Genomic DNA, 14,867 nt, shown 5'->3' with positions numbered 1-14,867 from the left:
GTCACAGGCTCGCGAGTGCGACGCGCAGCCGCTCGGCCGCGGCGTCGATCTGGTCCTGACCGGCCAGGTCGGAGCGGGCGTGCTCGAGCGCGGCGGTCAGCTCGGGGGTGTACCGGGTCGGGTCGACGGCCTCGGCCTCCTTGATGAGCAGGTCGAGCAGAGTGCGGTCGTCGCTCATGGACAGGAACTCGACCTCGGCCACGTTGGTGTTGCCCGCCGGGAAGGCGATCCGCAGCCACGGGTAGGCCGCGGTCCGCGGGAGCGGGACGGAGTACCACCGCGCCGTGTCGACCCCGCTGACCGTGTGCAGGTCGGTCCAGGTCGCGCCGCCGTCGGCGGATGCCCTGAACACGGCGCCGTTCAGCCGCGTGACGTGCGTGGAGCGCGGGTGGTAGCGGATCGCGTCCAGCGCGACCGCCGTCGGCAGGCGCACGTCGATCCAGCCCGCCGCCGTGGTCGTGTCGGTGGCGGTGGCGAGGTCGCCGTCGAAGGCGCGCCAGCCGTTCTGGGCCTTGGTCCCGCCTCCGCCCCACGGCTCGGTGGACGCCTCCACCATGGACGGCTCGACGGCCACCTTCCTCAGCAGCGTGCCGACCGGCTCGAGCTGCTCGACGGCGGCGTAGATCCGGTCGATCAGCTCGGCCTCGTCGCCGCCCGCCTTCGCCTCGGCGATCGCCCGGGTCAGCAGGTAGTGGCTGCCCTTGGTGTAGTCGGCCGCGGGCAGCTTCTCCGCCTCGGCGATCACCGTGGCGAGCGGCTCGGCCGTCGCCATCAGCAGGCCCGAGCCCGGCCGTTCCGCGCCGTCCGCGCCGATCGCCGCGATCCGGTAGAAGCGCGTGCCGTGCCGCAGCGGCTCGTCGGTGAACTCGAAGGTCAGCGCGCCGGCCAGCACCGGGCGCCAGGCGGCGCTCGCGCCGTCCTTGCGGTACACGGTGAACCGGGTGGCGGTGTCCGGCTTGCTCCAGCGCAGCGTCACCCGGTCCCTGGCCCGCTCCACCCGGGCGTACAGCGTCCCGTCACGGTCGGGCGAGACCGTGACGTCGGTGAACGTGGCCGCCGTGGCCGCCACGACCCCGGCGTACACGCCTTCGGGGAAGGGCGTGAACAGCTCCGCCACGTACGACCACGACCGGCCGTCCTTGCTCGCCCACGCCCGCACGATCTGCGCGTCGGCGTCCCGTACGAGCTTGACGAACGGATACTCGGCCGCGGTGAAGCCCTGGACGTTCGCGTTGAGCGGGCTGCGCCGCTCGTCCTGCCAGTCGTGCCGGGAGTCGCGGTTGCGGTTCTGCAGGACGAGCCTGCCCGAGGCGTCCGCGCCGAAGTAGATGTAGCGCGCGTCCGCCCGGAGCATCACGCCGCTGGCCGGGCCCTGCGCCTGCACGATCCGCGCGCTGACCGACCCGCTGCCGGTGAGCACCTCGTTGGAGAACAGCAGACTGTCCTGGATGTCACGCTTGTCGAGGTAGTAGTCATCGCCCTCGCCGAGGCCCTTGCCGTTGCCCCCAGTGAGCTCGACGCGGTGCTCACCCGCCTTGACCTTGCCGGTGACCTCGCCGACGCGCTCCACCGGCTCGGCGGGCGGCTCGACGGCCTGCGAGGCCCAGCCGGAGCCGTGGCGGTTCACCCCGGTCACGGTGTACGCGCCCGGCTTGCCGGTCCTGAAGGTGGTGCCGCGGACCCCGGCGGCGATCACCTCGCCGTCGCGCCTGATCGTGTAGGTCTCGGCGCCGGCGGCGGGCTTCCAGGTGAGGGTGACGCCGTCGCGGTCGCGCAGCGCCTGGACGAAGTCCACGTGGTGCGGCTTCAGCCGCTCGGCCACGACGCCGTCCAGCTTCAGCACCAGCGCGGTCTCGGGCGGCACGCTGAGCGCGCCCTTGGCCACCTGCCTGCCCGAGACCAGGTCCACCGCGTCGCCGGGGACGTCCAGGGAGAACGACCGCTTGTTCCCGTAGTCGTCCCTGGTGGTGTTGAAGGCGAACACGTAGTTCCCGTAGCGGGCGGTCAGGAAGTCCGCGTATCCGGAGTAGGGCGTGTCGAACTCGTAGTTCTCCCGCCGTACGGTGCCGACGCCCGGCTGGTGGGCGGCGGGCAGGATCTCACCGGCCAGCGCCTGCGGCAGGCCGCCGTCGCCCTTCTGCTGGTCCTCCATGAAGTCGACGTCGATGTTGTCCATCCGCACGTTGTAGTCGCGGTAGGCGAACCGGGTGTCCGTGGCGATCTGCACGACGTTGTGGTGGTCCTTGGCCAGGACGTGCAGCCGCCCGTTCCCGGCGACGCCGCGCTGCCGTTCGAACAGCGAGCCGAAGATCCGGGTGTCGCCGTCGCGGACGGAGACGAACATGTTGTCCACGTCAGCGAACGCGAAGCGCTGGTAGCCGGCCGGATCGACGCCCAGCGCGGCGAGCTCGCCGGGCGTGTAGGCGGCGAAGTCCGTCTGCGGGAGCACGGCCCCGGCCGGCGGCCGGTTGCGCAGGTAGGCGTAGGTCTCCGGCAGCCACATGTCGTACTTCCGCTTGGCCTCCACGGAGGAGAACGTGTTGAAGTACTGGTTGTCGGCGATCTGCTGCTGGAGGAACCCGGCGGCCTCGTTCGCGTAGCGCCGGTACGGCTCCCACTCCGCGCCCGAGTAGCGCTCGGCGTGCTCGGCCATGTGCTTGTCCAGCGTGACGTACTCCATCGTCCGCCCCTCGCTGTTGCGCAGGGCGTAGGCGGGCCAGCCCGGGTAGCTGGCGTTGCGCTCGTCGACGACCATCTCGGCCAGGGACACCCGCTTGCCGTTGGCGTCCGTGCCGGTGTAGCGGGTGAAGCCACGGGCGTGCAGGTTCTTCAGCGCCAGCTTGAGTATCTCGTCGTTGAGCCGCTCGTCGCCCTTGTGCCCCCAGGTGCGGAAGAAGTACTCAGGCAGGTAGTTGGTGGCTTCGCCGTAGTTGGCGACGAAGGTGTTCTCCCTGGTCAGGCCGGCTTTGGTCATGCCGGTGTAATGCTCGCCGTACGGCAGGCGGCGCACCACCTTCCCGTCGGCGCCGAGCTTGCTCCTGGCCAGGCCCTTGGCGACGATCTGCGCGAAGTCGTCGGTGAAGCGGGCGGTGGTGTCGTGCCAGAAGAGCGAGTGGTAGAGGTCCAGGTCCTTGCCGTCGGGCCCGGCCAGCACCTCTTCACCGAGGAAGGGCTCGACGCCGAGCGACTCCAGCAGGATCCGGTGGCTCCTGGCCTTCCCCTCGTAGAAGCGCGAGCCGATCACCCGCAGGCCCTCGTGCGCCTCCCACGCGCCCTCGTAGGTGTACATCACCTGGTTGTAGATGTAGGACAGGCGGGCTCGGGCGAAGTCGAAGTTGGCCTTCAGCACCCGCTCGTACGCCTCTCGCCGGGACAGCTCGCCGCCGTCCCAGTCCACGCCCTTGAGCGAGGCCGGTCCGTCCTGGGTGCCGGTGACGAAGGGCTCGTTCAGGAACGCCTCGAACTCCTGCGTGCCGTACACCTCCGGGATCAGGTTCTCCACGATGTACAGCGCCTCGCCCAGCGCCCCGTAGTAGCCGCCCCAGTCGCCCTGGTGGCCGCCCCTCAGCAGCAGCCGGGTGTCGGCGTAGTAGTCCTTCACGTGGTTGTCGATGGCCTTGAACAGGCGGCGCAGCGCCGCCTTCTTGAGCTCGGGCGTGTTCGCCGGCACCCACGGCTCGAGCAGCGCCGAAGCGTAGAAGCGCAGGTCGTCCTGGTAGCGGACGATCGACAGCTTCGCCGCCGGCGAGGCGTCGAGCTGGGCGCTGTACTGGTTGAACAGGCCGATCTGGCTCTGCCTGTAGCGGTCGACCATCGCCTGCTTCTCGGCGTCACTCGGCCCGGGCGGGGGCGTGGTGTCCGGGGTGACCGCCCCCTGCTTCTCGCCGGAGACGTCCAGGTACGCGGTGGTGTGCGTGTAGGCCCGGTAGTAGCCGCGCGAGTCGGCGGTCACGGGCTGGCTGAACGCGGCGTCATACGTCCTGACGGTCATCTCGACCAGCCGCCTGCCTTGCGTGTGCGCGAGCGGCAGCATGATCGTGTTGTAGTAGAACCGGCCGGGCAGCGGCATGCTCGATCCGAGGTTGATCGCTTCGTAGTCGCCCGAGCGGCGGTAGCCGATCTGCTCGCCGTTGATGTAGGCGATCGTCTTGTAGGGCGAGACGTCGCTCCCCCAGAACTTCAGCGTGAAGTAGTTCTGCGCGACCGGGTCGACCGCAACCCTGAACCGCAGCTCGCCTCCCTTGACGCTCGGCGGGGCGGTCGGCTTGGCGACCCTGGCGGGCTCCCCCAGCGCTCCGTCCACCACCGCGGTGGACGCCGCCTGCAGCGCGTGGGTGCTCTCGGATTCGGCGTCGCCGAACGTGACCACGTCCACGTATCCGGCGGGCAGGGGGGCGGTCGCGACGGCTGCCGCGTGCGTCACGGCGAGGAAGGGCAGCAGCAGGGTCGCGGCGAGCAGGCCGGCTAACCGGCGCCGTGTGCGCATGGCGGATTGATCTCCTGACACGGGGGGTGATGCCTTCGGGCTCGAGGGATAGAAAACGTTGTCCCCCGAGATTAGGTCGGAGTTAGACAAGCGACAAGAAGCCGTTACCCACGCGTTACAAGACCGGACGACACGCGGCACGTTCACGGTCATGCGTTTCCCCTGTTCAATGGCCTAATATGAGGCTCGTGAGATTGCCGCGCACGACGGAAATACGCCTACTCCCTTGTCGACTCGGGCGGCTCACGCCTAGTCTGAGGGCATTTCAATAGACACCGGTCTCTATCGCGCCTCCCGAAGAGCGGCCTCCTCCGCTCGTCGGCGGCCACCGAACGTGAGGCGAGCGCCGGGGCGAGGATCGTGGTCTGGCCGGAGGTCGGCGGCGCCGGCGCGGCGATACGACTGGCGCCAGGGCCTCTGCCTGGCGAAATGCGCCAGGAATAACCTGGTAGTGGAAGCTGTGCGAGCTTGGGGGCGACTCGCTTTTGACGGATGAATCAACATTTGTCGGGCGGGGGCACGAGCTGTCCGCGGCGCGAAAAGCGCTGTCAAAGGCGCGGTTGCTCAGCTTGACCGGCACGGGCGGGGTCGGCAAGACCCGGCTGGCGCTCAGGCTGGCCGAGCTCCTGCGGGACAAGTACCGCGACGGCGCCGAGGTGGTCGAGCTCGGCCCCCTGGAGACCGGCGACCTGCTGGAACCGGCGGTCGCCGCGGCCCTCGGGCTGCGCGACGCGCCCCCCGACCTCATGGGCGCACTGGTGGAGCACCTGTCGGCCAAGCGGATGCTGCTGGTCCTGGACAACTGCGAGCATCTGGGCGAGGTCTGCGCCCGTTTCGTGGAGCGGCTGCTGCAGGGGGCGCCCCATGTGCAGGTCCTGGTGACCAGCAGGCAGAGGCTGGGCGTGTACGGCGAGCAGGTGCTGAGGGTCCAGCCGTTGCCCGTTCCGTGCCCTGGCCGCACGGTCCGGGAGGTCGCCCGGCATGACGCGGTTCGCCTGTTCGTGGAGCGCGCGGCGCACGTCGTGCCGGGCTTCTCGCTGGGCGTGGGCAACGTGGAGCGCGTGGCGCGGCTGGTGCGGCGCCTTGAGGGGATCCCGCTGGCGATCGAGCTGGCCGCCGCACGGCTGCGCACCCTGTCGCTGGAGCGCCTGACGGACGAGCTGGACGAGCGCTTCGACGTGCTGACGGGCGGCGCCCCCACCGCGTTGCCGCAGCACCGGACGCTGCGCGCGACCATGGTCTGGAGCTTCCGGCTGTGCTCGGCGGCGGAGCAGCGGCTGTGGGCGCGGCTGTCGATCTTCCCCGGCGGGGCCGATCTGGACACCGCCGAGAAGGTCTGCTCCGGCGAGGGCATCGACCCGCTCGACGTGCTCGACCTCCTGTCCGGTCTGGTGGACAAGTCCGTCCTGGTCCGGGACGGGCTCGGCTGCCGCATGCCGGAGAGCCTGCGCGCGTACGGCTCCGAGCGGCTGACGCCCTCCGAGCGGCGGCTGCTGCGCGAGCGTTTCGTCGGCCACTACCGGGAACTGGCGCAGGCGCACCGGCTCGACCAGCTGGTCCCCGACCAGCTGGAGCGTTACCAGGCGCTGCGGCGGGAGCTGCCCAACGTACGCGCCGCCCTGGAGATCTCTCTGAGCGAGCCGCCGCTGGCCCCTGCCGGGCTGGAGACCGCGTCGGCGATGTGGTGTTTCTGGCTGCTGTCCGGCGCGCTCAACGAGGGCCGCTACTGGCTCGAACGCGGCCTGGAGCTGCTGCCGGAGGCCGGCCGCGCCCGGGCGACGGCGCTGTGGGTGGACAGCATGCTCGCCCTGCGCCAGGGCAACCTCGGCGCGGCCATGCCGCGGCTGGAGGAATGCCGCGCCATCGCCCGCCAAACGGGCAATGAGGACATCTTGCCGTACGCCGTCCGGACCGAAGGTGTGGCCGCCTTCTCCAGCGGCGAGGGGCGGCGCGGTCTCGCGCTGTTGCGGGAGTCCCTCGCCCTCCACCGGGCCAGGCACGACATGGACGGGGTCCTGTTCAACCTCTACTTCGCGGCCGCGTACGGCTCGAGCGAGGACCCCGCCCAGGCCGCGGGGTTCGGCGAGGAGCTCCTGGAGCTGTGCGAGTCCCACCACACCCTGGTGTCGCGCGCGTACGCCCAGCTGGCTCTCGCCGTCGCGTGGTGGAACCTGGGCGACCGCCCGCGGGCCGAGGCCCTGGTGACGGCGGCCACGGAGTTCGCCGGGCAGAACGACGACCGGTGGTGCCTCGCCCAGTGCCTGGAGGTGCTGGCATGGGTGGCCTGCGCCCGGGAGGAGCACGAGAGAGCCGCCGGGCTGCTGGGAGCGGCGCATGCGCTGTGGCAGGCGGCCGGCGCGTCGCCCGAGCGGCTGTGCTACCACGCCCCCTCGCACGAGCGGTGCAGGGATCAGACCCGGCGCACGCTCGGGAGAGGGGCGTTCACGTCCGCGTTCCGCCAAGGGGCGCGGCTCGGGACCGGACAAGCCGTCACTTTCGCGGTCCGTCCCGGGCACCGGCACTCGTCCTGAGGCTCCCTGGCCCCGCTACCCCCGCCAGATCCGCTGGTAGGCCTCGCGGTAGCCGCGTGGCTCCCATGACGTGGCGCCGTTCACGTTCTCCGCCGTGGTCAGGTGGACCGGCGACACGTAGCCGCTCGGCGGGCGACCGGCGAAGGCGCGGTTCAGCTCGTCGACGATCTGGCTGCCCTGCGCGTTCAACGGCTCAGGGACGGTCGCCTGCTGGTAGCGCCGGTCGCGGATGCGCTCGAACGCCGATGGATCGCCGTCCCCGGCGCCGACGGAGTAGGGCGGCCCGCCGCCTGGCCGGCGCGCCGCGCGCAGCGCCGGAGCGGCGTCGGCCAGGTAGAGGTCGTTGATGGCGACCGAGTGCGTCCAGCGGTCGCCGAAGCGTGCCAGCAGGGAGGCGACCACCTGCGGCATGCGGCTGCCGGCGTCGGGGAGCGGGATGTTCTCGTACGCGAGGAGCTTGACGCCGGAGCAGCTCAGCAGCGTCCTCTTGATGAGCTGGGACTTGTTCTCCGCGAACGGGATCGAGGAGTCGGTGAAGATCACGGCTCCGGCGGCGCCGTTCGACCTGGCGATGATCCAGTACGCGCTGATCCTCGCCACGTCCTCCACCCGGCTCGTGACATTGGTGAAGAGCCTGGGATTCGCGCTGGGGCCCGGCGCGTTGGTCGCGTGCCAGCCCACGAGCACGATGCCGGCGGCGTTGGCCTGCCTGACCTGCAGGGCCACGGAATTCGGGTCGAACCCGCCGATGACGATCCCCGACGGCCGCAGCGCGATCGCCTCGCCCAGGGCCGCTCGTATCCCGGCGGGGGTGCCCTGGCCGTCGATCACGCGGAAGCGCCATCGTACGGACTGCGCGGCCTGCCGCACCCCGTTGGCGGTGCCGGCCACGCCGGGGTTGGTCATGGTCGACGCGACGAACACGACGCTCTTGCCGGGGACCGCTCGCGGCCCGCTCGTGGGACCGTCCCAGGGAACGTCCACCGCCTCGGCCCGCGCGACCTCCCGGGCGGCGGTGCGCACCACGCCGGGGCACGGGCTCACGGCGGTCCAGCCGGGAGCCGGCTGCTGCGGGCCGCGCGAGCAGCCGCCCGCGACCACGGCGGCCAGCGCCAGCGCCGCGGCGGCCCGCACGAGGTTCACGTCCGGCTCCTCGCCCGGCGCCGTGCGGCGTAGCCGGCCAGCCCGACCGCGATCAGCAGGGTGATGCCGTTGAACAGCGGTGTCACCCAGAACTCCGCCCCCAGCTGGCCGATGCCGGACAGCCCGATGGCCAGGACCGCGACGGCGACGACCGTGCCCCAGGGGTTGGGCCTGCCGGGTTTGATCGTGGTCGAGCCGAGCAGGGCGGCGACGAACGCCGGCAGCAGATGGTCGAGGCCGACGCTCGGGTTGCCGATCTGCTGCTGGGCGGCGAGCAGGATCCCGGCGAAGCCGGTCACCAGGCCGGAGATCGCGAAGGCGGCGATGACGTACCGGCGGATCGGGATCCCGACCAGTTCGGCCGCTCGCGGATTGGAGCCGATGACGTAGAGATAACGGCCCACGGCGAGCCGCTCCAGCATGAGCCAGAGCACGGCGGCCAGGACGAGGACGTAGAAGGCGGGTATGGGCACGTTCAGGAACGTCGACTCGTACAGGCCGGTCAGTCCCGCCGGCAGGCCTTCTGGACCGGGGAAGATCCGGGCGCCATGGGTCACCCAGCCCGTGATGGCGTACAGGATGCTGCCGGTGCCGAGAGTCGCGACGAACGAGTCGATGCGGACGAACTTCACGAGCAAGCCGTTGGCCATGCCGACCACGACTCCGCCGGCGAGCACGACCAGGCACGCCTGGGGCCACGGCCATCCGGCGTTGACCACGAGGAGCAGCGTCATGACATGCCCCAGGCCCAGGCCGTACCCGATGGAAAGGTCGAAGTGCCCCGTGACGATGGGGATCATCGCGCCCAGCGCCAGGATCGCGATGATCGAGTAGGCGGAGACTATGGCCGTCAGGTTGGCCATGGTGGGGAACGTGTCCGGCAGCACGAACGCGAACACGGCGGCCAGGATGACGGCCAGCACGAGCAGTCCGTAGCCGCCGACCAGCCGGCCGGCGGACAGCCGCCGCCGGCGCGTGGGACCGTTGATCAGCAACGGCCCGTCCCGTAGGCCGTGGCCGCGCGGGCGAGAGCGGCGGCGGTGAGGGCGTCACCGCCCAGCTCGGTGATCATCGCTCCGCGCGCGAACACGAGGGCACGGTCACACATGTTCACGACTTCCTCGAAGTCGGCCGAGACCAGGAGCGCGGCCATCCCGCTCGCCAGGGCGTCGTCGAGCAGCCGGTAGATCTCGGCCTTCGCGCCGACGTCGACGCCGGCCGTGGGCTCCTCCAGGATCAGCAGGCGGGGGCGGGCCTTGAGCCACCGCCCGATCAGCATCTTCTGCTGGTTTCCGCCTGACAGGTCGGTGAAGGACGCTTCCGCGTCGGCGGGGCGAACGCGCAGGCGCGTCATGAGCTCGGCGGTCTCGTCGCGCTCGCGGCGCGGCCTCAGCGGGCTCAGCGGCGATCGTCCGCGCGTGCCTGGGTTGGCCAGCAGGTTCTCCCGTACGCTCAGATTCTCCGCCACCCCCTCCTCGTACCGGTTGCCGCTCACGAGGCCGACGCCCGCGCCGACGGCGGCAGAGACCGAGACCGGCCGGTACGGGAGGCCGTCGAGCAGCACGTGTCCCGAGAGCATGGGGCATGCGCCGGCCAGCACGCGCCCGATCTCCCAGTGCCCGGCGCCCGCGAGCCCGACGAGCCCGAGCAGTTCCCCGGCCCGCAGGTCGAATCCGACCGGTCCCGCCTGGCTGGTGCGCACGTCCTCGAGGCGGAGCAGGACCTCTCGTGGCCTGCGGACCTGGCGCCGGTGGCGCCTGCTCTCCCGGCCGACGATGTCGCGCACGAGACCGGCCGGGTCGCGGCCGGCGAGCGGGCCGTGGCTGACGAGGCGCCCGTCGCGCAGGACGGCGACCCTGTCGGCGATCCGGTAGACCTCGTCGAGCCGATGCGTGACATACAGGATCCCGTGACCGCGCTCGCGGAGCGCACGCAGGACGTCGAAGAGACGGCCGCGTTCGGCGACGGGCAGTGAGGCGGTCGGCTCGTCCAGCACGACGATCTTCGCGTCCGTGGCCAGCGCGCGGGCGATGGCCACGAGTGAGCGCTCGGCGCGCGTCAGGTGGGCGATCGGCTCGTCCGGGTCGAGGTGACAGGCCACGATCCGGAGGGCGTCCCTGCAGCGGTCACCGACCGCGCGCCAGGATATGAGGCCGCCGCGCCGGGCGTATCCCGTGCCGAGGGCGATGTTCTCCGCGACGGACATCCACTCCACGAGGCCGAGATCCTGGTGGATGAACGCCAGGCAGGCGGTGGCGGCCCGGCTGCCCAGCGGCTGGCCGGCCACGATCACCTCTCCCCCGTCGGCCCGGTGGACCCCGGCCAGGATCTTGATCAGCGTCGACTTGCCGGCGCCGTTCGCGCCGAGCAGGGCGAGGACGTCGCCGCGGTGGAGTTCGAGATCCACGCCGTCCAGCGCGTGGATGCCGCCGAAGTGCTTGCGGAGCCCCCGGATCCGGATGAGCGGGTCGGGGGTGGTCGCCGGTCCCGGCGTGGTCATCTCTCGAGGTCCTCAACTGGCCTGGCGCGAGGCCCACGTCTTGGCTATCTGCGACCTGGACGTGAAGTTCAGCTTGCGCAGGATGTTCTCCACATGGCACTCCGCGGTGCGCTGCGAGATGACCAGGTCCTCGGCGATCTGCTTGTTGCTCAGGCCCTGGGCGACGAGTTCGGCGATCTCCCGTTCTCTGCGGGTGAGGATGGAGGCGACGTCGGATCCGGGCTGGACGCCTTCCGCGGGCCGGGTGAGCTTCTCCTCCAGCGCGAAGGCGGCGGCCTGGTCGGGAGTGAGCTGCGAGCCGCGCTCGAAGGCCGCCTTGAACGGCTCTTCCTTGAGGTGGTGCCGGACGGTGGACTCGCACCGGTCGTGGGCGCCCGCCAGATGCCTGAGCCCGGGCAGTGACGTCCCGATCGACTGCCAGGTCATGTGAGCGGCGCCCAGCATCCGGGCGGCCTGCTCGTACTGCTCGCCGTCGGCCAGGATCCAGGCCAGCCCCTCCAGGCACTGGGCGAGGCCCAGATGGTCGTTGCAGCGCAGCTTCAGCCGGACGGCGTCCCGCATCATGGTCGCGGCCTGCCCGTGCTCGCCCTGCCGCCATCGGTCCAGGGCCGCGACCCACAGCGCGTACGAGACCGACCACTCGGCGTTCGCCCGCACGGCCGTCTCCAGGACTTCCTCGCACAGCTTCGCGGAGCGCGGATCGCCCATGAGCACGGCGGTCATGGCCAGCTGGAAGAGCGCCACCCACGCGTTGCCCCGATGGCCCAGGGCGCGGCGCCGGGACAGGGCCTCTTCCAGGAGCTCGAAGGCACGGGTGAAATCGCCGGCCAGCAACGTGGCGAACCCGGTGATGTGGACGGCGCCGGCGAGCTCGGCCTCGTCACCCAGCCGCTCCGCCAGCTCCCGGCACTCATCCAGCAACGGCTTGGCGGCCTGCGCTTCCCCGCGGAGCAGCACGAGCCAGGCGTCGACCCACAAGGCCTTGGCCCGTAGAGCGCCGGCGCCGGGCTCCTGTGCCAGCGCCCGCTCCAGCCAGTGGTGCCCTTCGCTCGGGGAGCTCCACGAAAGCCGATGGCTCCACATCGCGGCGGCGATCTCGAGCGCGGCCCATGCCTCCCCCGGCTCGCTCAGGCAGAACTCCAGCGCGGCCCGTACGTTCCCCTGCTCCTCGGTGAGCCGCGCCAGCCAGTCCATCTGCTGCTCGCCGAACCACTCGGCCTCGGCCCGCGCCGCCAGACCGCGGCACCAGTCGCGGTGGCGCAGGCGCAGGGCCTTGTCCAGGCCGGATTCGGCGAGCCGCTCCGCCCCGTACTGGCGCAGCGTGTCCAGCATCCCGAAACGGCCCTGGCCGCGGCGCTGCACGATCGACTTGTCCACCAGCCGGCCCAGCACGTCCACCACGCTCTCCGGGGCGATCCCGCCCCCCGGGCACACGTGCTGGACGGCCTCCAGGCAACAACCGCCGGAGAAGACCGACAACCGCTCCCACAGCACCCGCTCCTCGTCGGAACACAGGTCATAACTCCAGTCCAGCAGCGCCCGCAACGTCTTCTGCCGCGGCGGCGCGGTGGTGGGGCCGGCCGTCAGCAGACGGAACCGGTTGTCGATGCGCTGGAGGATCTGCTCCACGGACAGGACCTGCACGCGCACCGCGGCGAGCTCGATGGCCAGCGGTATGCCCTCCAATCGCCGGCACAGCCGCGCCACCGTCCCGCTGTTGGCCTCGTTGACCCGGAAGTCCTGCACGACGGACGAGGCGCGATCCTCGAACAGCCGCACTGCCTCGTTGCACAGTGCGTCATCCAGTGACGTCTCAGCCGCGTCCGGCACGGTCAACGGCGGGACCTCGAGGATCTGCTCCCCCGCGACGTGCAGCGCCTGCCGGCTGGTGGCCAGGATGCTCAGCTCAGGGGACATGGCCAGCAGATCGCCGGTCAGGCCGGCACACTCGCGGAGCAGATGCTCGCAGTTGTCGAGCACCAACAGCGCCTGCTTGTCATGCAGGAACTCGGCAAGAGAGCCCAGGTCCGGCTGGGGGCAACCGACGGCGGCGGCGACCGTTTCCACGAGCAGGTCCGCCGCCACAAGCGGAGACAGGTCGATCAGCCAGACCCCGTCACGGAAGTCCCGTGACAGCTCCGCGGCGATCCGGCACGCCAGCCGCGTCTTGCCCACCCCGCCGGCACCGGTGAGCGTCACCATCCGGCCGGCCGCGAGCAGGCGCTTGCCCTCGGCTATCTCCTGCCTGCGACCGACGAAGCTGGTGAGCTCGAGCGGCAGACTCCCCGCACGCGATCGCGTCATCGCGGATGGCACAAACGTCCACCCCCCACATATCCCCGTGACCTGTTGAATTACCCGGCCCCGGTAATGCCATGGCACGGCAGACGTAAATGCTGCGCTAGCCACACTGAATTTTTGCCAACCGCCTTCACCCGTGCCGCTAAAGGGCCGGTTCGTTGGCGATCCCACTACTGCCGGCACCGGCGGCGGGGCGATCGCTGAATCCCGCGCCGCAGCCGACCGGGGTAGATACATCGGATGTCAAGGCTTGTTAAGGGGGTGTTTCGGTGCTATCCCCTTGGACCAAGGCCACCGGTGATCGGAGGAATCAGTGCCCCACGCTTGCGCGCCGACCAGCCGCAACACCGTGCCATCCTCTGCGGTGAGGTGCTTGAGCCGGTCGCGAACAGCGACACCGGACGGGCCAGGCACGACGAAGGCAGGGGCGATCGGGCGCAGCTTAGCCATGCTGGAGATCTTCCGGCGCGACGCCGGCGCGGTCCGATGGCCGACGGGCGGGCGGGGCGTGCCACCAAGAGTTGACCCTTTCAGGTCTCGTAGATGCGCATCCCCCCTGGCCGAGCCGGAAACCGAGCAAAGTGCACCCCAGCAGCATGCCGGGGAGTAGAACTAACCGCTGCGCACACATGCCGCCGAGCCCGCACTCTGGCGATGACGTAACCAGAGCCACATCACGCACATTCATGCAACACTCAAACTCAGCTCCGAACCCAGCGTCGCCAGCGCAACGTCAGTCGTCCGCTACCCCGAGAATCGCCCTCAAACGACCAGGCACGAGAGGCAGCACGACACTGCCGGACCTGATGCTGGTGCACGGCTTCGGCACGTCCGGTGCGCGCCAACCGCCTGGACGCCTCGCCGTCGCGGACCCATATAGGCTGTTCCTGCCCGCGGCCGCCTTCGGCGACCTCGGGGACCTGCCGTTCGTCCACTTCCACGGTCCTAGCGCAGATCGGCTGCGCGGCCCCGGTCTTCGCCGCGGGGACCACATTGACCTGGCGCCGGAGCCGTGCGGCGCTGCCGTCGAGTGATCGGTGAACATGGAGATCCGCGAGGACTGCCGTCCGCTGCTGAGCCGGCTGCTGCCGGAGGTCGAGTCAGGCAGCCTGGTCGTCCGCCGGGGGCAGTTCCATGACGTGGTCGTGGGGTCGGAGCGGGTCGTGTGCCTGCCCCGCACCGAGGCGGCAGCCGCGCGGCTGGCCGGACGGGCGGCGGTGCTGCGTACCCTCGCCGGCCTCGATCTCGGCTTCCGCACGCCGCGGCCGCTGCTCCAGGGCGAAGGCCGGCGAACCGGCGAGCCGCCGTTCCTGGTTCTCACCCGCATTCCCGGCGCGCCTCTTGAGGCCGATGCGCTCGATGACGCTGAGGTGGCTGAGGCGGTGGCGGCGCAATATGCCGCACTCCTGGCCGGGCTCGGAGGGCCGGCGCCGATCCGGAGGTGCGTGCGGTGTTGCCGCATGCGGCCGAGGATCGGTGGCGGGAGTTCGCCGCCGACGTCCGCAGGGAGCTGTACGCGCTCATGTCGGACGCGGGGCGCCGGCGGGCCGAGCGTGAGCTCGGCGCGCTGGACGCCCTTCCGCACCTCACCGCGGCGGTCGTCCATGGCGACCTGGGCGCCGAGAACGTCCTGTGGAGCCGGGTCGACGGGCGGCCCCGGCTCAGCGGGGTGATCGACTGGGACGAGGTCGTCCTGGGAGACCCCGCCGAGGATCTCGCGGCCGTCGCCGCCGGCTACGGCGAGGCGTTCCTGGAGCGGCTGCTGTCACTGGCCGGCCGGCCGTCGAAGGGCCTCCTCTCCCGCTTACACGTGATCCGCGGCACCTTCGCGCTCCAGCAGGCGCTGTCCGCTCACCGCGACGGCGACGCGGAAGAGCTGGCGGACGGCCTGGCCGGCTATCGGTGA

General features: G+C 71.1%; 7 protein-coding genes and 1 pseudogene. 3 read left to right on the top strand and 5 right to left on the bottom strand.

The genetic code is table 11. The features are described 5' to 3' along the window. Position 1 precedes the first annotated feature (1 nt). Entirely contained in the window at positions 2-4,486 is a 4,485-nt protein-coding gene (locus tag ACIBVN_RS01475; protein ID WP_397131431.1) for a hypothetical protein, read from the bottom strand. Between the two features lie 560 nt (positions 4,487-5,046). Between ACIBVN_RS01475 and ACIBVN_RS01470 the strand changes: the two genes are divergently transcribed. Continuing rightward, positions 5,047-7,017 (top strand): ATP-binding protein, encoded by a 1,971-nt coding sequence (locus tag ACIBVN_RS01470; RefSeq protein ID WP_397131429.1) that lies wholly within the window; start codon positions 5,047-5,049, stop codon positions 7,015-7,017. Positions 7,018-7,032: 15 nt separating this feature from the next. Here ACIBVN_RS01470 and ACIBVN_RS01465 read toward each other — a convergent pair whose 3' ends face one another. The 4 genes from ACIBVN_RS01465 to ACIBVN_RS01450 are packed head-to-tail and all read right to left on the bottom strand — an operon-like array spanning position 7,033 to position 12,964. Further along, positions 7,033-8,160, bottom strand: a complete 1,128-nt coding sequence (locus ACIBVN_RS01465; RefSeq protein WP_397131427.1) for a substrate-binding domain-containing protein — start codon at positions 8,158-8,160, stop codon at positions 7,033-7,035. Then, the gene (locus tag ACIBVN_RS01460; RefSeq protein WP_397131425.1) at positions 8,157-9,155 is read right to left on the bottom strand and encodes an ABC transporter permease; all 999 of its coding nucleotides are present in this window, start codon (positions 9,153-9,155) and stop codon (positions 8,157-8,159) included. Before ACIBVN_RS01460 ends, ACIBVN_RS01465 begins: the two co-directional genes overlap by 4 nt. Further along, the gene (locus tag ACIBVN_RS01455) at positions 9,149-10,660 is read right to left on the bottom strand and encodes a sugar ABC transporter ATP-binding protein (protein ID WP_397131423.1); all 1,512 of its coding nucleotides are present in this window, start codon (positions 10,658-10,660) and stop codon (positions 9,149-9,151) included. Before ACIBVN_RS01455 ends, ACIBVN_RS01460 begins: the two co-directional genes overlap by 7 nt. Positions 10,661-10,672: 12 nt before the next feature. Further along, entirely contained in the window at positions 10,673-12,964 is a 2,292-nt protein-coding gene (locus tag ACIBVN_RS01450; RefSeq protein ID WP_397131421.1) for a LuxR C-terminal-related transcriptional regulator, read from the bottom strand. 803 nt (positions 12,965-13,767) lie between these two features. On the opposite strand from ACIBVN_RS01450, the gene ACIBVN_RS01445 reads away from it, so the two are divergent. Both ACIBVN_RS01445 and vph read left to right on the top strand, forming a co-directional pair. After that, positions 13,768-13,995, top strand: coding sequence for a hypothetical protein (locus ACIBVN_RS01445; protein ID WP_397131419.1), 228 nt, complete (start codon positions 13,768-13,770; stop codon positions 13,993-13,995). A 9-nt stretch (positions 13,996-14,004) separates the two neighbouring features. Next, positions 14,005-14,867 (top strand): annotated as a pseudogene (gene vph / locus ACIBVN_RS01440) (viomycin phosphotransferase).

The organism is Nonomuraea sp. NPDC049400, assembly GCF_044466425.1.
Lineage (GTDB): Bacteria > Actinomycetota > Actinomycetes > Streptosporangiales > Streptosporangiaceae > Nonomuraea.
Note: the sequence above shows the minus strand (reverse complement) of the source record. Positions and strands in the feature narration are given on the sequence as shown.